General features: G+C 61.5%; 15 protein-coding genes, 1 tRNA gene and 1 pseudogene. 5 read left to right on the top strand and 12 right to left on the bottom strand.

Annotated features, from left to right (window positions below):
• Window positions 1-63: 63 nt before the first annotated feature.
• From GGD40_RS30365 to GGD40_RS30350, 4 genes are all read right to left on the bottom strand, one after another.
• Window positions 64-909 (bottom strand): amidohydrolase family protein, encoded by an 846-nt coding sequence (locus tag GGD40_RS30365; RefSeq protein ID WP_179710658.1) that lies wholly within the window; start codon window positions 907-909, stop codon window positions 64-66.
• 40 nt (window positions 910-949) lie between these two features.
• The gene (locus GGD40_RS30360) at window positions 950-1,975 is read right to left on the bottom strand and encodes an amidohydrolase family protein (RefSeq protein WP_179746129.1); all 1,026 of its coding nucleotides are present in this window, start codon (window positions 1,973-1,975) and stop codon (window positions 950-952) included.
• A gap of 26 nt (window positions 1,976-2,001) precedes the next feature.
• Window positions 2,002-2,979 carry a PhnD/SsuA/transferrin family substrate-binding protein gene (locus GGD40_RS30355; protein ID WP_179710660.1) on the bottom strand — a complete coding sequence of 326 codons (978 nt, stop codon included), beginning with the start codon at window positions 2,977-2,979 and terminating at the stop codon, window positions 2,002-2,004.
• 176 nt (window positions 2,980-3,155) lie between these two features.
• A complete protein-coding gene (locus GGD40_RS30350; protein WP_179710662.1) occupies window positions 3,156-4,241 on the bottom strand; it encodes a porin in 1,086 nt (361 codons plus the stop codon).
• A 317-nt stretch (window positions 4,242-4,558) separates the two neighbouring features.
• Between GGD40_RS30350 and GGD40_RS30345 the strand changes: the two genes are divergently transcribed.
• Window positions 4,559-4,873, top strand: a complete 315-nt coding sequence (locus GGD40_RS30345) for a helicase (protein WP_179710664.1) — start codon at window positions 4,559-4,561, stop codon at window positions 4,871-4,873.
• A 162-nt stretch (window positions 4,874-5,035) separates the two neighbouring features.
• Here GGD40_RS30345 and GGD40_RS37270 read toward each other — a convergent pair.
• The 8 genes and pseudogenes from GGD40_RS37270 to fdnG all read right to left on the bottom strand — a co-directional run bounded on the left by GGD40_RS37270 (window position 5,036) and on the right by fdnG (window position 15,543).
• Window positions 5,036-5,887, bottom strand: a pseudogene (locus GGD40_RS37270) (PDDEXK nuclease domain-containing protein).
• Between the two features lie 374 nt (window positions 5,888-6,261).
• Window positions 6,262-6,357: transfer RNA gene (locus GGD40_RS30335), tRNA-Sec, on the bottom strand.
• 54 nt (window positions 6,358-6,411) lie between these two features.
• The gene (gene selB, locus GGD40_RS30330) at window positions 6,412-8,331 is read right to left on the bottom strand and encodes a selenocysteine-specific translation elongation factor (protein WP_179746128.1); all 1,920 of its coding nucleotides are present in this window, start codon (window positions 8,329-8,331) and stop codon (window positions 6,412-6,414) included.
• Window positions 8,328-9,770 (bottom strand): L-seryl-tRNA(Sec) selenium transferase, encoded by a 1,443-nt coding sequence (selA, locus tag GGD40_RS30325; RefSeq protein WP_179746127.1) that lies wholly within the window; start codon window positions 9,768-9,770, stop codon window positions 8,328-8,330. The genes selB and selA overlap by 4 nt, the downstream gene beginning before the upstream one ends.
• 23 nt (window positions 9,771-9,793) lie before the next feature.
• Complete coding sequence (gene fdhE / locus GGD40_RS30320; protein WP_179710669.1) at window positions 9,794-10,789, bottom strand: formate dehydrogenase accessory protein FdhE; 996 nt, start codon at window positions 10,787-10,789, stop codon at window positions 9,794-9,796.
• A 94-nt stretch (window positions 10,790-10,883) separates the two neighbouring features.
• Window positions 10,884-11,546, bottom strand: coding sequence for a formate dehydrogenase subunit gamma (locus GGD40_RS30315; RefSeq protein WP_179746126.1), 663 nt, complete (start codon window positions 11,544-11,546; stop codon window positions 10,884-10,886).
• Window positions 11,533-12,465, bottom strand: a complete 933-nt coding sequence (gene fdxH, locus GGD40_RS30310; RefSeq protein ID WP_179710673.1) for a formate dehydrogenase subunit beta — start codon at window positions 12,463-12,465, stop codon at window positions 11,533-11,535. The genes GGD40_RS30315 and fdxH overlap by 14 nt, the downstream gene beginning before the upstream one ends.
• Before the next feature lie 9 nt (window positions 12,466-12,474).
• Window positions 12,475-15,543, bottom strand: a complete 3,069-nt coding sequence (gene fdnG, locus GGD40_RS30305) for a formate dehydrogenase-N subunit alpha (RefSeq protein ID WP_179746125.1) — start codon at window positions 15,541-15,543, stop codon at window positions 12,475-12,477.
• Window positions 15,544-15,784: 241 nt separating this feature from the next.
• Here fdnG and selD point away from each other — a divergent pair, with 241 nt between their 5' ends.
• From selD to GGD40_RS37095, 4 genes are all read left to right on the top strand, one after another.
• Window positions 15,785-16,849, top strand: coding sequence for a selenide, water dikinase SelD (selD, locus tag GGD40_RS30300; RefSeq protein ID WP_179746124.1), 1,065 nt, complete (start codon window positions 15,785-15,787; stop codon window positions 16,847-16,849).
• Between the two features lie 177 nt (window positions 16,850-17,026).
• A complete protein-coding gene (gene mnmH, locus GGD40_RS30295) occupies window positions 17,027-18,094 on the top strand; it encodes a tRNA 2-selenouridine(34) synthase MnmH (protein WP_179746123.1) in 1,068 nt (355 codons plus the stop codon).
• A 40-nt stretch (window positions 18,095-18,134) separates the two neighbouring features.
• A complete protein-coding gene (locus tag GGD40_RS30290; RefSeq protein ID WP_179746122.1) occupies window positions 18,135-19,190 on the top strand; it encodes a permease in 1,056 nt (351 codons plus the stop codon).
• Between the two features lie 3 nt (window positions 19,191-19,193).
• The gene (locus GGD40_RS37095) at window positions 19,194-19,328 is read left to right on the top strand and encodes a hypothetical protein (RefSeq protein ID WP_035561465.1); all 135 of its coding nucleotides are present in this window, start codon (window positions 19,194-19,196) and stop codon (window positions 19,326-19,328) included.
• Window positions 19,329-19,363 lie beyond the last annotated feature (35 nt).

Genomic DNA, 19,363 nt, shown 5'->3' with positions numbered 1-19,363 from the left:
ATGCCGGGCGCCTTGCGAGCGCCCTTCAGCCGGATGAGCGGCCGGTCCGGAACCAGCAAACACTCAGGCCAGCGCCGGATATAGCTTCTGTGCCGTCTTACCGAAGATCCATGCGCGATCTTCTTCGCTCAAGCTTGCCAGACCCGCCTGGGCGGTCGCAAGAATCTCCGCGAGCGTGCCCGGCGAGGTCGGGTAGTTCGAGCCCCACGCCATGCGTTGCGCGCCGAAGGCGTCGACCACGCGCGGAAAGAACGTGTCGGCGCTCGCCTGTTCCTTCTTCACGTCACCGAAAATGCGCGGCGTGAGCTTCATGTAGATGTTTTCCAGCGGCGCCAGCTCGAACAGGCTTTGTGCCTTGGCGTAGGGTGCGCCGTCCGCGACTTCCGGTCGACCCAGGTGATCCAGAACAATCGCCACGTTCGGGAAACGCTTCGCCAGCGCCGTCACTTGCGGCAGGCCGATCGGGCCGGTCTGGATGCACATCGGCAGGCCGAGTTCACCGCACAGTTCCCATGCCGGGAACGAACGCGGATCGTCCAGCTCGCTCGGATCGAATTCCTTCGTGCTGCCGCCGGTGAACAGGCGCAGACCGGCGAGGCCGCGCTCAACCCACTCACGGATACGTGCCGGCGCATCCGCCTGCAGCACGTCGACGGAGCCGACTGCCACCAGGCGATCGGCGTATTGAGCGCAACCGTCCACGACGTAGCTGTTGTCGAAACCATAGGTTGTCGACGAATGAACCACGGCGGCCTTCGCGACACCGGCGGCGTCCATCGATTCGATCAACGTTTCGACGGTAGTCGGGCGCTCCTTCGACCAGTCCGAACGCGTGCCGAACAACGGCGCGGGCGGATAGCGCGTTTCGTCGTCGGAGATGATGTGCGGGTGAATATCAACGATTGTCATGAGTGTCTCTGTGCTGGTCCGGATTGCAGGCGGCTCTCGCTTATTTGCCTTGCGCCTTCAGGCGCGCATCGAGGCGCGGATACACGCGACGCGCGTTACCCTCGAAGATCTTGTAGCGATCTTCGTCCGACAGCGCCTCGCAAGCGTCGATATAGCGCTTGGTGTCGTCGAAGTACTGACCCGTTGCCGGATCCTTGCCGCGTACCGCGCCGATCATTTCCGAGCCGAACAGCACGTTGTCGGCGGGGATCACCTTCGTCAGCAATTCGACACCCGGCTTGTGATACACGCACGAGTCGAAAAAGATGTTGTTCAGCAAACCTTCGAGCGGACGGTCGCGCATTTCCAGCGACATCCCGCGATAGCGGCCCCAGTGATAAGGCACCGCGCCGCCGCCGTGCGGAATCACGAGACGCAGCGACGGGAAATCCTTGAACAGGTCCGATTGCAGAATCTGCATGAACACCGACGTGTCCGCATTCAGATAGTGGGCACCTGTCCCGTGGAAACATGGGTTGCACGATGCCGCCACGTGGATCATCGCGGGCACGTCCAGATCGCACAGCGCTTCGTACATCGGATACCACTCGCGATCGGTCACCGGCTTGCCGGTCCAGTAGCCGCCGCTCGGGTCCGGATTCAGGTTGCAGCCGACAAAGCCGAGTTCCTCGACACAGCGGCGCAATTCGGCGACGCTGTTTCCCGGCGCGACGCCCGGCGATTGCGGCAACTGGCAGACCGGCGCGAAGTTGTCCGGATAGAGTTCGGTGACGCGATGCACGAGATCATTCGACACGCGGGCCCATTCCAGGCTCGTGCGTTCGTTGCCCAGGTGATGGCTCATCAGGCCGGCGATCGGCGAAAACAGCGTCAGGTCGCTGCCGCGTTCGCGTTGCAGCTTCAGTTGACCGTTGCCGATAGCTTCGCGGATTTCGTCGTCGCTGACACGTGCGCCGTCGAGTGACGGAGCATTCGTCGGATCGTTGGCGAATTCAACCTGCGTGGCGCGCCATGCGCGGAACGAAGCAGGAACGGTCGTGAAGTGACCGTGGCAATCGATAATCATGTTGTCTCCACTCCAATGCATTCAGCTCAGCTAGCCAGCGGGTCCACGAACAATTCGCTGATCGACATACGGCGCGGCGTCAGCCCCTGCTTGAACGCGGTCGCTTCCAGCGTTTCGATCGTCTTCAGGTTTTCCTGCAGACCGTACGGCAGCGGGTCGTGACCGACAATCCTGCGCAATTCCAGATACTTCTTGTCGCTCACGGCCGTCGCCTCGCCGGCATCCAGACGTGCCAGCCATTCCTTCTTGGCCTGCGCGAAAGCGTCGTAAATCGACTTCGCGATCCACGGGTGTTCAGCCAGTACCGAATCCTTGACCACGATCGTGCCGTGCATCGGATAAACGCCGGTGCGCGCGTAGTACTCGGTTTCGAGTTCGGCCGCGTTCGGCAGCAGATCCGGGTAATCGGCTTCGACCTCCTTCCAGCCGCCCGTGGGCGCACCGGTGCGGCCAATGCCTGCCGCAGCGGCAAACCCTGCCGACAAGTCGCCCGACGCCATCATTTCCGCGAGCGAGCTACCTTGCGGCGCGTGGATCACGTTTTCCGGCAACTTCAGTTGCGTCACGTGTTCTTCGTCATCGACCACCCACGTGACCTTCGACGAATCCAGGCCGAACTCGTCGATCAGCACCTGTCGGGTCCACACGCCGGTGGTGACCGAGTACGCGCGCACGCCGACTTTCTTGCCTTCCAGATCCTTCGGATGCTTGATGCCGGCGTCCGGGCGAACCAGCAGGCCGCCGTGGTGAAAGCGCCGAACCACGAAAATCGGCAGACCGACGAACGGCGCGCCATAAGCGCGAGCGATAATGTAAGTGGTCGGCGCCAGCTCGCAAACGTCGAATTCGACGTCACGAACCATCCGTCGGAATGCGCCGATCTGCGGCTGAACGGTGACAAATTCCGCCTCGACACCCTCGATGGGAATCGAACCGTTACGGATGGCCGACGTGTGCGGGTGCTCAGCGATTGCGATCTTGAGCGGGACTTTCTTGGTCAACATCCTCTCCTGTGAATTAGTCGTCGCCGGCATCTGGATGAAGGCCCCAGCGCCTGACGCGTCGTCTCGGTAGGTTAAGAATATGGGAGGATGGGTCTCGCGTCCCTACACAAAAGTTACATTCAATGGCACTTTTGTAGATCGGCTCGCGATGGTGATGCGGGCCGTGTACCGAGGCCTCAGAACTTGTGGACCAGGCCGACCCCGATGCCGCGCGTGTCGGTGCCGGGCGTGGTCGCAAGACCCGAATACGCGGTTCCCGAAAGCGTGTAAGCCGCCTTGTTCCTGTTCTGGATAAAGCCGGCCGCCGAATAGAGTTCGGTCGATTTGGACAGGGAGTACTCGAAAAGCAGACCCAGTTGCTGCGCGTTGTTGCCCGCGCCCGTGCGGTCGTGCGCGTAACCGTACATGAGCGAGAGTAAAGCGAAGGGCGACAGCTGATACGAGTCCGATATCTGGTAGACGTCGTGCTGCAGGTATTTCGGCGTATGGGTCAGGTTCTCCGTGTGAAACGCCAGCCAGATCCGGTTGGCCCCGATCGCATACGAAGCGCCCGCGTTGAACACGTTCAGTACCGCGCCTGGGCCCGCGGCAGCACCGCCCGCCAGCGTGTAACTGCCACCCGCGCCGACGCTGGGTTCGTCGCCTCGTTCGTAGCCGGCCGCCACATTCAGCGGCCCGTTGATGTACTGGACGACCACGTTGTAGAACCCGATGCCGTTGCCCGACCCGTTCGACGAATCACGCAATGCCACCATGAATTTGGCATTCAGTCCGTCATACGTGGGCGTGTAATAGGAAATACCATTATTCGCGCGGATGATCAGGCCGTTGAAATTATTCATGGGCGACGCAATGCTTTTCACCCATGAAGGATCCATTGCCGCTTGCAGCACGTCGTATTGCGGCGAGTTTTGCAAGCCGAAGCGGACTTCGCCGAAACCGCCGGACAGCCCGACATACGCCAGACGATTAAACGCTTCGGCCGGGTTGGTCGCCGCCCCCGTCTGACCGGAGAAAGCCTGCTCCAACTGGAAATTGACGTGCAAGCCGCCGCCGATATCCTCGCTGCCCTTGAAGCCGTAACGTGTGGCGAAGAGTCCGCCGGGTACGGCGCGGATCGCCGAATTGCTGCCGCTCGAACTTTGATAGACGAAGCCATTGTCGAGCACGCCATACAGTGTGACCGTGGACTGCGCGAACGCGGGGGTGGCGCATGCGCAGGACAAGACCGCGCCGGACGCTAGAGTGCTAAACCTTTTCATGCAATGTCTCCATTTTTATCCGCATCGATAAACCGGTGCTTTATTAATATTTATTTTTTTGTATGGCTAAATCCGAGGCATGCCTAACGGCTTTAAGTCGTTTCGACGTGCAAGGCGTATCGAGCCATTCGGCAAGGTTAATTGCGCGGAAGGCGATGGGTCCATGCATAAAACTTAGATTGGATGGGACTTTTTGACGGGCAACGGGAAGGGGTAAACCAGCAGCGATCCGGCGAAGCGTGCGGTCTGGTGCTGCGTGCGCCGTAGCATCGATTTGTCCGCTGCTAGAATAACGGACCTTTTCTTAGGAGCTTCAAATGTCCTGGTTCATCTATGAAGTACCTGAATACCACGAAGACGGGGCGCGTATCGAACCGTTCAGCGACCTGCGTAACCGCGTCCTGAAAGTAAGCGGGCAAGCAATGGTCGACGAACTGGAGAGCGTCCGCGCGAACGCCGCGACGACAGCGGACACGCCCACGCGCCCCTTACGCTCGGCGGAGAATCCGCTTGTATTCCCCATTCCCTACGCCGACTCGATGATCCTGGTGGGGTTCATCTTCGAACTGAAACGCGAGCTCCGACAGCTGGTGGTGTCGCCGGTGGAAATGCCGTGGTTGAACGACGCGTAAAAATGGCTTGTTGGCGTTTCGTTAAACCCGTCGTGCGCGTCGTTAATCTCCTGAAAGAAAAGCATCCCCACTATTGTTGATGCCAGGCCTTGCTAAGTTTGCCCAAGATGGTTTCGATGCAGATGTCTCGGCAGTGTCGAGACATTCTGATATCGGTCAATCTCATAGGTTCTCCAGCAGGCGGGCGATGGCTTCAGGCGATGGCAACTGATCCTTCAGCTTCTTCGGCAGCGTCTTGGTGATTTCGTCGGTCGCTACACCGATGGGCTCGCGCGCGATTCGATGGCGACCAACGCTCGCAAACGCCGATGGAACAGCAGCAGGTCGATGAAATATTCCTTGCCTTCCACCTCCATCCGTTCCTGACTTCCTATGAACGCGAACATGCCACCCATTGCAAGCAGGAAGTCCTCGATTCGGGCAATCAGCTCGCGCTCGCCATGCTGCCCACCAAGCTCAAGGAAGTCGAACGCGTATTCGTCCTTCACCGCCAGCTTGGCCTGCGCACGCAATGCCGGGGTTAGCGTTTTGTCGAAACTGGTCTGGCCCAGGAGCGACTTCTCGTAACTCTGGTTGTCGATCTGGTGCGCGAGTACGTTCTTCGACCAATCGAATTTGCGTGTCATCCGCAGGTAGAATTCGCGCTCGTGTGTATCCTTGCAGCGTTCGAGGATGACCAGGTTATGGCTCCAGCCGATTTCTCGCACCAGTGGTGCGAGTTTTGCCTTGCTGCGTGCTCTCAAAAAAGCTTTTCATCCGCCATAGGTTTGACGCCGAGAAGCCCCCTGTTCCTGGGAAGTTCACCTGAAGGTCGGCTGCGAGCTGCGCTACCACGGCTTTTCCCCAACCTTAGCTTTACTGTCGCTCGACAATCAATTGCCCAATGTCACAGTACAAGCCTACCAGCTCTTTGTTGACCGCGCGTAGCGCCGCGTACTGTGCAGACTGAATGCGTGCTTTCACCTCGGCCAGCAAGGCCGGATAGTCCTTCGCCGCACCGGTTTCTCGTACCACTGGTGCGAGTCTCTTCGCAGGTTTTTTTTACTCGTCACCGTCGGCATATTCCTCCTTGATGCTGTCCACTTCGTCGCCACCAAACGCGGCGATGTCGCCGTCACTCACCATATAGACCGGTTCGGACGGGCCATGGCATCACGTCGAAACGATACCATCCTTTGTTTCATAAAAAACCGTGCTTCCTCGTGCCGACGCACACCAGCCCGTGTCGTACGAAAACACAAAAACCATGTGGGTAGCCCATACTTCACGCGTAAACCGTCTTACGCCTTACGGGAATCAGCAAGCACGCCGTTACCCATAAACCGAATTGAAATCGGCAATCTAGAGGACGTTTTCGGAAAATATCGGAATGCCCGGGCAGGCTTATCTGGCGGAAGGCAGCCGGAGTCGAACCGACCTGAGCGTGTCTGACACGCTCAACTGGGTTTGAAGCCCAGCCGCACCACCGGATGCGAATGCCTTCCTACGGTGATTGAACTACTTGAAGTACTTGAGCTACGTGAACTGCACATTGCGTTTCAAAGCAGATCGAGCCAACGACTCTCCGCGCGCATGAGATGCAGGCCACGGTGGAAGCGAGTATAGCCAACCCGATCAAAGAACTCCAAAAGCTGGATCGCGCGTTTTCTCCCCAGCCCGGTGACATCGCGAAACGGCGCCGCGGCGACCGTACCGCTATTTTTTTCAGCTTCATCGGCCGCGATCGCCGCCAGTTCGCGAATCACATCCTGGTGATAAAAGAGGTCACGCACGACCTGAAACAGCTCGCCTTGCCGCGCGAGCTTGCGCATCAATAGCCGCATGCGTTCTTCCGAAACGCCATGCGCCGTCGCAAGATCGCGCACCCATGGAGGATCGAAGCGCCCCGCTTTCACCACAGGCAGCAACGCTGCGGCGAGCGTTTGATCGGCGTCGTCGAGCGTCACTGCATGATCCGGCAGATGCAACCATGGCCCGCGTTTAACGATGTCCCCACGCGCAGCCGCATCGTCGACCAAGGCGCGCCACAGCGCATCGTCAACCAATGGCGCAGCGATACGCCGCAAACGCGACACGTCCGGGCCTAATTCATCCGGCGAACGCTCGTGGTACTGACCGAGCGATATGATCAACCGGTTCGCCAGCGCCAACCATGACGCCTCCGCGACCAGCAAAGCATCGTCGCCATGAAGCTCGACAGCGCGAGTGTCGCGCGGCAACGCAGACGCAAGCGCGGCCGCGGGCCGTCCCGTCAACCGCTCAAGCAACGAGCGCGACAACCCATACGGCGCTCTTGCAAACAGCGCATCGAGCGCGCCGGTATCGAGCATGTTTTGAATTGCATCGAGCCACGCCAGCCGCTCAACCGAGCGACGCTTACGCGACGGCGCAAACGGATCGAGCACCCGCCCACCGCCCACCGTGCGACTAGCCTGCGCGTTGCGCACCACGAACCGATCACCCGGCAGCGCGCACATCGGCCGCTCGAACACGAGTTGCACGCGTGCCTGTTGACCCGCGCCAAGTGTTTCGCCATCGAGCAACGCAACATGCGCCACCTGATGCTGCGTGCCCAGATGAACATGCAGCGGCGCCCAATGCTCCAGCTTGAGCGACGCATCGGCGAGTAGATTCAACATGACGTCGATACGTTCCGACGCTTGCGACAAACGCGGATCGACAATCCAGTCACCCCGTTCTATCGCACTCTTCTCAATGCCAGCGAGATTCAACGCACAGCGTTCACCCGCTCGTCCGCGTTGCGCCGGACGATTCTGCGCGTGAATACTCCGCACACGCACAGGCTGATTTTTCGGCGCCAGCAGCATCGTATCGCCGACGCTCACGCTGCCCGACACCACTGTCCCCGTCACGATCGTGCCTTGCCCGACCAGGGTGAAGACGCGATCCACCGCGAGACGAAACAGACCGTCGTCGCGTTTCATCTGCCACGCTGCGGCGGCTGCATGCAAATGCGCCTTCAACGCGGCCACACCGGTATCGTCGGGCCGCGTCGCGCAGGTTTCGAACACAGGCGCATCCTGCAGTATGCTGCCGCTCAGCAACGCGGCCGCTTCATCGCGCACTTCCCGTAGACGCGGCTCATCCACCCGATCGATCTTGGTCAACGCAACCGCACCGCGTTGAATACCGAGCAGTTCGATAATCGCCAGATGCTCGCGCGTTTGCGGCATGACACCGTCGTCGGCGGCGATCACGAGCAGCGCGAAGTCGATACCGCTCGCCCCGGCGGCCATGGTATGCACCAGCTTCTCGTGACCCGGCACGTCGATCAGACCGAGTACCTCACCGTTCTCAAGCGGCACGTACGCATAGCCCAACTCGATTGAAATGCCGCGCGCTTTCTCTTCCTTCAGACGATCGGTATCCACGCCCGACAGCGCTTTCACCAGACTAGTCTTGCCGTGGTCGATATGCCCTGCCGTACCTACGATCATGCGGGCGCGCCCTTCAGTTGCTCGATAAGTTGGTCGATCAATTGCAATTCGTCGGCGGCTTCGAGACAGCGCAGATCGAGACGCAATGCGTCATCCGCGATACGGCCGATCACCGGCCGCGCCATCTCGCGCAGCAGCTTCTCCAACGCGAGCAACTGACGGCCGCCGCGCTTGCCGTCCGCGGTTCTGATCACAAGGCCGTAGCTCGGCAACACGTCGACCGGCAAAGCACCGCTGCCGATCTGGCTGAACATCGGCTCGGCCAGCACCGCATAGCGCTCGCCGATCGCGCGCTGCAAGACCGGCTGCACGCGCTCCGCGGCGAGCCGGATATCGTCGGCGGCGCGTGTGAGTAAGCGCAGCGTAGTCAACCGCTCGGCGAGTTTCTCCGGCGCGCGATAAAGCTGCAAAACCGGCTCCAACGCCGCAAGCGTCAGTTTGCCGACACGCAGCGCACGCTTGAGCGGATGCTTCTTGATCTTCGCGATCAGATCGCGCCGGCCGACGATCAACCCCGCCTGCGGTCCACCCAGCAATTTGTCTCCGCTGAACGTGACGAGATCCGCACCCGCTTCGACGGTTTCGCGCACGGTCGTCTCGCGCGGCAAGCCCCATTGCACGAGATCGACCAGCGTGCCGCTGCCCAGATCCACCGCGACCGGCAGGCCGCGCGCATGCGCCAGCGACGCGATCGCGTCGACGCCGACCTCTTTGGTGAATCCGCTGATCGCGTAATTGCTCGCGTGGACTTTCATCAGCAGCGCGGTGCGCGGGCCGATGGCTTCCTCGTAATCTTTCAGATGCGTGCGATTCGTCGTGCCGACTTCGCGCAGCCTGGCGCCCGCGCGACTCATGATGTCGGGAATCCGGAACGCGCCGCCAATCTCGACGAGCTCGCCGCGCGACACGATGACTTCTTTCTTCGACGCCAACGCGGAGAGCGTGAGCAACACCGCGGCGGCATTGTTATTGACCACGGTCGCGGCCTCGGCGCCGGTCAGTTCGCCGATGAGTTCGTCGACCAGATCGTCGCGATCGCCACGCTTGCCGGAGTCGAGATCGAATTCGAGGTTGGCGGGCTGCGTGAGCGCTTTCATCACGGATTGCACCGCTTCATCCGGCAGCAGGGCGCGGCCGAGATTGGTATGCAGTACCGTACCGGTCAGATTGAACACGCTCTGCAAACGCGAGCGGTTACGCCGGCGCAGCGCGCTATCGACCACGGCCTGCAAACGTGCAACATCGAGCGCGCTAACCGACGCATCGCCCGACTGTGCGCTCGCACGCCAGTGGTCGAGTGCGTCGCGCAACACCGTCAGCACCTGGCTGCGGCCATACGCGTCCACCAGCGCCGCGAACTCCGGCGACGCCATGACCTTTTCGACGGACGGCACACGCGCCATGAGCGCCCGCAATTCGGAGCCGCTGACATCACTCACGAAGCAATCCCCTTCTCGTCGTTCTAATCCGACTCGCTGGAAGACTCGTCCGCGGGGTCGGCCTGTTCGGGCCACAGCCACGGATGCGGCGACGCGCGCCGGTAGCCCTCCGCGCCCATCAGCAGATCCAGCGTGAGGCTGGCGAGATCGTCCGCGAACGGTTCGAAATCGTAGTCTTTCGACTGAATGCCGATCTTGCGGTAAGTATGGCATTCGTCGCAGGATTCCGCCTTCAGGGCGGCATTTCGGGTCGCGGCCTCGCGCTCGGTTTCGTCGGCGTCGGGCGAACCGACGGCGTGATAGGCAATGCCCTTGGTCGAATCGCAATTCGAACATTTCGTGCGGACCATGTGCCACTCGGTCGCGCACAGGCCGCATTGCAGGTAGCGGTAATTGTCATACGCGCCGCCCACGCGCACGAGGCTCGCGACCGGATGCGATCCGCAAACGGGACATAGGCCCAATATCTCGATGTACGGCACCGTGCGCCTGTCGATGTCGGCGGCGAGATCGGTCCACACCACTTGCAGCGCGGCCATGATGAACGGCGCGCTCGCCGGATCGACTTCGCCGAAGCGCTGCGCGAAGATCGCATCGGCCTGCGCTTCGAGCGTGGCGCGGTCGAGCGTGCGCAGCTTGCCGATCAACGCCACGAGCGGCGGTGTCAGCGGACCCGCGCCTTCCACCTTGCTGAGCAACTGGCGCAGCACGTCGTGCCACGCCGGATCGCGCACGCCGGAGAGCGCCGGAATCAGCGGCATGGAATGCAACTGCGCGCTCGCGATCAACTCGGGGCTCGGCGGCCGCGCCTTGAAGCCCGTCATCACGGCTTGCTGCGCGTCGGCCAGCACGGCCATCAGGCGCAAATAGCCGGCAATCGGATTGCTCTGCGCCGCCAGTTGACGCAGGCGCGCGGCACGCGTCGCAAACACCGCGAGCCGTTCCGGCGTACGAATACGCGGAATCGCGGTGTGATCGAGCGCTTCGATGTCGCCGGCTTCGAGAATACGTTGGACCACAGTGTTGACCTCTAAAAACTGAAAAGCCGCCGCCGTTCCTATGAACCCAAGCGGCGGCCCGGAGTGCGGCGCGCAAAAAACCGCGCGGCTGGCTTCAATCCGACTTGCCGATAATTTCCTTGAACCAGTTCGGATGATGCTTTCTCGCCCAACCATACGTCACCGTGCCGCGCGTCATCGCACCGATCGATCCTTTGATCCACAGCGCCGCATAGATATGCACGACGATCCCGACGATCAGGACGAACGCCGCGGCCGCATGCACCAGCGCCGCGAAACGAATGATCTCGATCGGGAAATAGAACGAGAAATAGCGTCGCCAGATCACGATGCCGCTTGCCAGCAACAGCAGCAGGCACATCACCATGGTGAAAAATAGCAGCTTTTGACCGGCGTTGTATTTGCCGATGGCGGGGAGTTTTTCTTCGCGATTGTTCAGCACGTCGCCGATCTGCTTCATCCACTGTATGTCGGCGCGGTCGAGATAGTTGTGATGCCAGAAGCGCAGCGCAAGAATCAGGAACGACAGAAACATCACGCAGCCCACGAACGGATGCAGAATCCGCGTCCACTGCCCGCCGCCGAAGATCGCATAGAGCCACGACATGGCCGGGTGAAACATCGCCAGCCCGGAAAGCGCGAGCAGCACGAAGCTGATCGCGGTGATCCAGTGATTCGTCCGCTCATTCGGCGTGTAACGCTCGATCAGGCTGTGGCCTTTGATGTCCTTCAACTCGCCTTGCTCACCGTGTTTCATCGGGGGCCTCCTGAGAACGGCGTACCTCGTCGGCTTCGTGCTGGGCTTCGGCTTCGTCCTCCTCGGACACCTCGTTCGGACCGATCCGCGTGTAGTGGAAGAAGCCGGCCAGCGCCGCGAACGCGATGCCGGCGAGCGCCAGCGGCTTCGCGAGTCCCTTCCACAAGTAAACCATCACGCTGATCTTCGGGTTCAGCGGCAGGCCGTGATACAGCGTCGGCTTGTCGGCATGATGCAGCACATACATCACATGCGTACCGCCCACACCCGCGGGATCGTACAGACCGGCGTTCTGAAAACCGCGCTCTTTCAGATCCTCGATACGGTCCGAGGCCTGCTGTTTCATGTCCTCTTTGGTGCCGAACATGATCGCGCCGGTCGGGCAGGTCTTCACGCACGCCGGTTCCTGACCGACCGCCACGCGATCCGAACACAGCGTGCATTTGTAAGCACGATTGTCCTGCTTCGAAATGCGCGGCACGTTGAACGGGCAACCGGTCACGCAATAGCCGCAGCCAATGCAGTTTTCCTCGTGGAAATCCACAATGCCGTTCGTGTACTGCACGATCGCTCCCGGCGACGGACACGCCTTCAGACAGCCCGGATCCTCGCAGTGCATGCAGCCGTCCTTGCGGATCAGCCACGAGAGATCGCCTTCCTCGTTCTCGTATTCGGAAAACCGCATGACGGTCCACGAATGCTCGCTCAGATCGCGCGGGTTGTCGTAGACGCCGGTCGTAATGCCGATCTCGTCGCGCAGATCGTTCCATTCCATGCAGGCGGTCTGACATGCCTTGCAGCCAATGCACTTCGACACGTCGATGAGCTTGGCGACCGTGCCCGTGACCGGCACACGCACTTGCGGTTCAGGCAAGGTCGTGGCCGACAGGCGTTTGATATCCAGTGATTGCAGTGCCATCTCTGTTCCTTATGCCTTTTCGACCTTGACGAGGAACGACTTGAATTCCGGTGTTTGCGAATTCGCATCGCCCACGGAAGGCGTCAGCGTATTGACGAGATAGCCCGGTTTCGCGAGCCCCTTGAAACCCCAATGCAGCGGCAAGCCGACGGTCTGGACTTTCTTGCCTTCGATCATCAGCGGTTTGATCCGCTTGGTGACGAGCGCCACCGCAATGATGTACCCGCGATTGGACGACACCTTCACGCGATCGCCCGCGACCACGCCGACCTCTTTCGCCAGATCCTCGCCGATCTCCACGAACTGCTGCGGCTGCACGATCGCATTCAAACGCGCGTGCTTGGTCCAGTAGTGGAAATGTTCAGTCAGACGATACGTGGTCGCCGTATGCGGGAAGTTCTCGTGCGTGCCGAACGCGGCGCGGTCGTCCGGGAACACGCGCGCCGCCGGATTGCTGACCACCGCTTTGTTCTGCGGATGCAGCGGGTTGTAGCCGAGCGGCGTTTCGAACGGCTCGTAGTGCTCGGGGAACGGGCCTTCCACGAGACCGTCGCGCGCGAAGAAACGCGCCACGCCTTCTGGATTCATGATGAACGGGTTCATGCCGTTTTCCGGCGGCTCATCCGCCTTGAAGTCGGGAATGTCGGGCCCCGTCCACGCCGTGCCGTTCCACGCGATCAGCTTGCGCGTAGGGTCGAACGGTTTGCCGCTGACGTCGCATGAAGCGCGGTTGTACAGAATCCGCCGATTGGCCGGCCAGGCCCATGCCCAGTTCAGCGTATTGCCGATCCCGGTCGGGTCGGAGTTGTCGCGCCGGCCCATCTGATTGCCCGCCTCGGTCCACGCGCCGCAGAAAATCCAGCAGCCGCTCGCGGTGCTGCCGTCGTCGCGCAACTGCGCGAAGCCCGACAGCTGCTCGCCTTTTTTGACGAGCACTTTGGTGGAGTCCTTGGGATCCGTAACGTCGGCGAGCGCCTTGCCGCTGAACTCCATCGCGAGTTCATCGGGTGTCGGGCTTTCCGGATCGGCGTACGGCCAGCTCATCTTCAGGATCGGATCGGGATACTTGCCGCCGTCTTTTCGATAAGCCTCGCGTATGCGCAGCCACAGCCCCGACATGATCTCGAGGTCGCTCTTCGCTTCGCCCGGTCCGTCCGCGCCTTGCCAGTGCCATTGCAGCACGCGGCTGGAACTGACCAGCGAACCGCGCTCTTCCGCGAAACAGGTGGTCGGCAAACGGAATACTTCGGTTTGAATCGCCGCCGGATTGACGTCGTTGAACTCGCCGAAGTTCTTCCAGAACTCCGATGTTTCAGTGGCGAGCGGGTCCATGACGACGAGCCACTTCAGTTTGGCCAGACTCGCGCCGATCTTTGCCTTGTTGGGTGCCGCGGCGAGCGGGTTGAAGCCCTGCGCGAGGTAGCCGTTCATCTTGCCTTGATTCATCAGTTCGAAGGCTTGCAGCAGGTCGTACGATTTGTCGAGCTTCGGCAGATAGTCGTAGGCGAAGTGGTTCTCGGCGGTCGCGTTATCGCCCCACCAGGACTTCATAAAGCTCACGTGAAACGCGCGATAGTTGCGCCAGTAGCTCAACTGATTCGGCCGCAACGGCTGCGTTGCGCGCTGGGTGATGAAGGCGTCGAAGTCCTGCTCGTCTTCCATCGGCAACGTCATATAGCCCGGCAACAGGTTCGACATCAGGCCGAGGTCGGTCAACCCCTGAATGTTCGAATGACCGCGCAGCGCGTTCATGCCGCCGCCCGCAATGCCGATGTTGCCCAGCAGCAATTGCACCATCGCGCCCGTGCGAATGATCTGCGCGCCGACCGAATGATGCGTCCAGCCGAGCGCATACAGTACGGTGCCGGCGCGCCCCGGCACCGCTGTCGAGGCCAGCATATCGCACACCTTGAGAAACTTGTCCTTCGGCGTGCCGCAGGTACTCTCGACCTGCTCGGGCGTATAGCGCGCGTAGTGCTGCTTCAACAATTGATAAACACAGCGCGGGTGCTGCATGGTCGGATCGACTTTCGCAAAGCCGTCGTCGCCGAGTTCGTAGTTCCACGAACTCCGGTCGTACTTGCGCTTGTCGGCGTCGTAGCCGGAATACAGCCCATCGGCAAACGAGAAATCCTCACGAACGATGAACGACATGTCCGTGTAGTTCTTCACGTACTCGTGCTGAATCTTGTCGTTCGTGAGCAGATAGTTGATCACCCCGCCGAGGAACACAATGTCCGAGCCGGTGCGTATCTGCGCGTAATAGTCCGCGACCGAGGCCGTACGCGTAAAGCGCGGATCGACCACGATCAGTCTGGCCTTGCGGTGCGCCTTCGCTTCAGTGACCCACTTGAAACCGCACGGGTGCGCCTCGGCCGCATTGCCGCCCATCACGAGAATCACGTCCGCGTTCTTGATGTCGACCCAATGGTTCGTCATCGCTCCACGGCCAAACGTCGGGGCAAGACCTGCCACCGTCGGACCGTGTCAAACACGCGCCTGATTGTCGAACGCCAGCATGCCAAGACTGCGGGCAGTCTTGTGCGTCAAATAACCCACTTCGTTGCTACCGGCAGATGCTGCAAGCATGCCGGTGGTCAGCCATCGGTTGACCTTCTTGCCGTCTTGCGTCGTTTCGACGAAGTTGGCGTCGCGGTCTTCCTTCATCAGCTTCGCAATGCGGTCGAGCGCGTCTTCCCAGGAAATACGCGTCCATTCATTCGCGCCGGCCGCACGATGCTCGGGATACTTCAGACGGCTCGGACTATGAATGAAGTCGATCAGGCTCGCGCCCTTCGGGCACAGCGTGCCGCGATTGACCGGATGATCGGGATCGCCTTCGATATGGATGATGCTGGACTTGGCGTTCTTGGCGCCGTCGCCGAGTCCGTACATCAGGATGCCGCAACCGACCGAGCAATACGGACAGGTGTTGCGGGTTTCAGTGGTACGCGACAACTTGTACTGACGGACTTCCGCTAACGCGGGCACCGGCGAGAAGCCCAGCAGGGCAAGACTCGATCCGGCCAGCGTGGTGGCGGACACCTTCAGGAATTGTCGCCGGGACATGTGGGGCATGTATCGGCCTCGGCTCTTTTTGGGATGCTGAGTTGATTATAGGGGCGGAAATAGTGTCGTGCTTCATATCTTGGCGGATTGAATACATTGTCAAATATGAAGCGGCATAGCCGATTCAATAGCGAGTCAATGAAACGCTAGCGCGGTCGCGCGCCTGGCCGTACGCCAGGTCACGCTCAAAGCCCTGCACCCGAACTACCCGCATAATGCGGTCATTCCCAGTCCGAGCTTCAGCACCACCATGACCGATAACGCCACGCCCGCCACCCAGTCGCCTCGCTTGACCAGTCTGTCGCACGGCGGCGGCTGCGGTTGCAAGATCGCCCCCGGCCTGCTCGCCGATCTGCTCAAGCGCAGCGCGCCGCTGCCGTTCTTCCCCGACCTGCTGGTCGGCAACGATACCGCCGACGACGCCGCCGTCTACAAGCTCAACGACGAGCAGGCGATCGTCGCGACCACCGACTTCTTCATGCCGATCGTCGACGACCCGTTCGACTTCGGCCGCATCGCCGCGACCAACGCGCTGTCCGACGTCTACGCGATGGGCGGCAAGCCGATCATGGCGCTGGCGATCGTCGGCATGCCGATCAACGTGTTGCCGCACGAGGTGATCGCGGCCGTGCTGAAGGGCGGCGAGTCGGTCTGCGCCGAGGCCGGCATTCCGCTCGCCGGCGGCCATTCGATCGATTCGGTCGAGCCGATCTACGGACTCGTCGCGCTGGGCGTGGTCGATCCGAAGCGCGTCAAACGCAATGCCGGCGCGCGGGCCGGCGACGTGCTGATTCTGGGTAAACCATTGGGCGTCGGCATTCTCTCGGCGGCGCTGAAAAAAGACCGGCTCGATGCCGCCGGTTACGCCGCGATGATCGGCGCGACCACCAAGCTCAATCGCCCGGGCGCCGAACTGGCGAAGCTGGACGGTGTGCATGCGCTGACGGACATCACCGGCTTCGGCCTGCTCGGCCATACGCTGGAACTGGCGCGTGGCTCCCATCTGACGGCCCGTGTGCGCTACGCCGACCTGCCGTGGCTGCCGGACGTGCTCAATCTCGCGGAAGCCGGCATTTTTACCGGCGCGTCGGGTCGCAACTGGGACGCGTACGGCAAGGACATCGTGTTGCCGTCCTCGTTGCCGGCGACGGCGCGCACGCTGCTCACCGATCCGCAGACCTCGGGCGGCCTGCTGGTGTCGTGCGCACCGGAATGCGTCGACGACGTGCTCGCACTGTTCCGCGCCGATGGTTTCAGCGACGCGCGCGTGATCGGTGAGATGGTGGGTGGCGAAGGCCGCGTCGAAATCGTTTAAGGGAAGCGCTCGGCACACGCAGCGGAGCGACAGAGCGGCGTACGAGTCAATCAACTGACGATCCGCCGCACGAGTTCTAAAAGCAGCCCTGAAAGCAGCCCTGATTGCCCCGCCTGCCGGGTTTGGCGGCGCATGCGATAATTTCCCCCTTCCGCTGCGCCGCCCTGTCCGTTCCCCTTGAAAAATCTTCTCGTCAGCCTCGAAAAAGCCGGTGATTTCGACGAAATCATCGACGTACGCACGCCTCTTGAGTTCGCGGAAGACCATATTCCGGGCGCAACCAACGCCCCCGTGCTGAGTAACGAGGAACGCGTACTGGTCGGCACGACTTACAAACAGGTGTCACCGTTCGAAGGCACGCGGATCGGCGCCGCGCTGGTCGCGCGCAACATTGCGCATCACCTGGAAACGACCTTCGCGGACCGGCCGCGCAACTGGCGGCCGCTGATCTATTGCTGGCGCGGCGGCAAACGCTCGGGCTCGGTCACCACGCTGTTCAACATGATCGGCTGGCAGGCACGCCAGCTCGACGGCGGCTACAAGACCTACCGGCGGGACACACTCGACACGCTCGGTACGTTGCCGACCCGTTTCACTTATATTGCGCTAGTGGGCCCTACCGGTAGCGGCAAAACGCGCCTGCTCGCCGCGCTGAACCAGGCGGGCGCGCAAACGCTGGACCTTGAAGCGCTGGCGTCGCATCGCGGCTCACTGCTCGGCGCGTGGGCGGGCGTGCCGCAGCCGTCGCAAAAGCATTTCGACACGCTGCTCGCCACCGCCCTGCGCGCCTTCGATCCTGCGCGGCCGGTATTCGTCGAAGCGGAGAGCCGCCGCATCGGTTCCATTTCGCTGCCGCTCGCGCTGCTCGATACGTTTCATCAGGGCGCCTGCGTCGAAGTGCAGTCGAGCCAGGAAGATCGCGCGGCGTTCCTGCTGCACGATTACGCGCATCTGTTCGACGACCCCGAGTCGCTGAAAGGACAGTTGCAAAGAATGATCGGCTTGCACAGCCGCGAACGCGTCGCCGGCTGGCAACACCTGGTGGACGGCAATGCGCGCGCCGAACTCGCCCGCGAGTTGATCGAGCGGCACTATGATCCGGCGTATGCGCGCAGCAGCCATCAGCATTTCGTGCAATTGCCGCGCGCGTTACCACTGCTTTTCCGTCCCAACGACGCCGATGTCGTCGACCAGGCGAAGGCACTGCTGGCGCAACTCGACAACCGCACGCTCGTTGTGACCTGATTACCTGATCACCTGATTAAAACTTACGTTTAACACCATCATGCAATCAACCCTCCGTCAGCCGCGCGTCGCACTGGGCTGGATCGTGTTTCTGCTGATCGCCGTCGTCGGCCTCTTCTATGTGAAGTGGTTTCCGTACTACAACCGCGCGTTCGTCGCGGCGAGCCAGCATTCGATCGGCAAGTCGATCCTGATGGGCGCCTCGGCCAATGCGCCCGCGGCGTCGTGGCAAGCCGCCGTCGACTACGCCTTCGCCTACGGCAAGGCGATCTGGCAAGCCATGGTGCTCGGCCTGCTGCTGGGGTCGGCGGTGCAGGCGTTGATTCCGCCGCAATGGGTCGCGCGTGCGCTCGGCCGGAGCGATTTCAGCAGCGTCGTGAAAGGCGGCCTGATGTCGTTGCCCGGCATGATGTGTACTTGCTGCGCGGCGCCGGTCGTCGCCGGTTTGCGCGCGCGGCAGGCCGCGCCCGGCGCGGCGATCGCATTCTGGCTCGGCAATACCGCGTTGAATCCGGCCACGCTGATTTTCATGGGATTCGTGCTCGGCTGGCAGTGGATGGGCCTGCGGCTCGCCCTCGGCATCGTGATGGTGTTCGGCCTCGGCTATCTGGTGAACCGCATGGTCACGCCGAAGGAAGCCGAAGCGTCGCGCGAAGCCATGGCCCAACTGATCACGCTCGACGAACCCGGCACCGCGTTCACACGCTGGGTCAAAATTCTCGGCACGATGACGCTGCGGCTGATCCCCGAATACATCGTGCTGGTGCTGATTCTCGGCGCGGCGCGCGCGTGGCTGTTCCCGCATATCGGCCCGAATATCGACAACAGTCTGCTGTGGATCGTCGCGCTGGCGATTGCCGGCACCTTGTTCGTGATCCCGACCGCGGGCGAAGTGCCGATTATCCAGGCCATGCTGTCCTTCGGCATGGCGGCCGGTCCCGCCGGCGCGTTACTGATGACGCTGCCGCTGATCAGCGTGCCGTCCATGGCGATGCTCGGACGCTCGTTCCCGCGCCGCGTGCTGACGGTGGTGGCGCTGGCGGTGGTGGCGTGTGGTGTGGTGAGCGGCCTGCTTGCCGTCGCTTTGAGGTTTTAACGTATGAAACACATCGCTGCATTCGCTCTGACGAGTTGGTCTGCTGCGGGCCTGCTTTACTTCGGACAACACTCGGTCGCGATGATCATGGTCAGCGGCGTTGTCGCGTTGGCCGGGTTCGATCTGTTTCGCCCTTAACGGCAAAAGACGTCCACAGCGGACGTCTTTTGCCG

Source organism: Paraburkholderia bryophila (genome assembly GCF_013409255.1).
Taxonomy (GTDB): Bacteria; Pseudomonadota; Gammaproteobacteria; order Burkholderiales; family Burkholderiaceae; genus Paraburkholderia.
This window is presented reverse-complemented; position numbering and strand designations above follow the sequence as displayed.

What these genes read in the sequence shown, in the direction of transcription:
- selD (WP_179746124.1), top strand. Translation starts at nt 15,785, where the DNA reads ATGACCGATAACGCCACGCCCGCCACCCAGTCGCCTCGCTTGACCAGT.
- GGD40_RS37095 (WP_035561465.1), top strand. Translation starts at nt 19,194, where the DNA reads ATGAAACACATCGCTGCATTCGCTCTGACGAGTTGGTCTGCTGCGGGC.
- fdxH (WP_179710673.1), bottom strand. Translation starts at nt 12,465, where the DNA reads ATGGCACTGCAATCACTGGATATCAAACGCCTGTCGGCCACGACCTTG.
- GGD40_RS30345 (WP_179710664.1), top strand. Translation starts at nt 4,559, where the DNA reads ATGTCCTGGTTCATCTATGAAGTACCTGAATACCACGAAGACGGGGCG.
- selB (WP_179746128.1), bottom strand. Translation starts at nt 8,331, where the DNA reads ATGATCGTAGGTACGGCAGGGCATATCGACCACGGCAAGACTAGTCTG.
- GGD40_RS30360 (WP_179746129.1), bottom strand. Translation starts at nt 1,975, where the DNA reads ATGATTATCGATTGCCACGGTCACTTCACGACCGTTCCTGCTTCGTTC.
- GGD40_RS30365 (WP_179710658.1), bottom strand. Translation starts at nt 909, where the DNA reads ATGACAATCGTTGATATTCACCCGCACATCATCTCCGACGACGAAACG.
- GGD40_RS30350 (WP_179710662.1), bottom strand. Translation starts at nt 4,241, where the DNA reads ATGAAAAGGTTTAGCACTCTAGCGTCCGGCGCGGTCTTGTCCTGCGCA.
- GGD40_RS30290 (WP_179746122.1), top strand. Translation starts at nt 18,135, where the DNA reads ATGCAATCAACCCTCCGTCAGCCGCGCGTCGCACTGGGCTGGATCGTG.
- GGD40_RS30315 (WP_179746126.1), bottom strand. Translation starts at nt 11,546, where the DNA reads ATGAAACACGGTGAGCAAGGCGAGTTGAAGGACATCAAAGGCCACAGC.
- GGD40_RS30355 (WP_179710660.1), bottom strand. Translation starts at nt 2,979, where the DNA reads ATGTTGACCAAGAAAGTCCCGCTCAAGATCGCAATCGCTGAGCACCCG.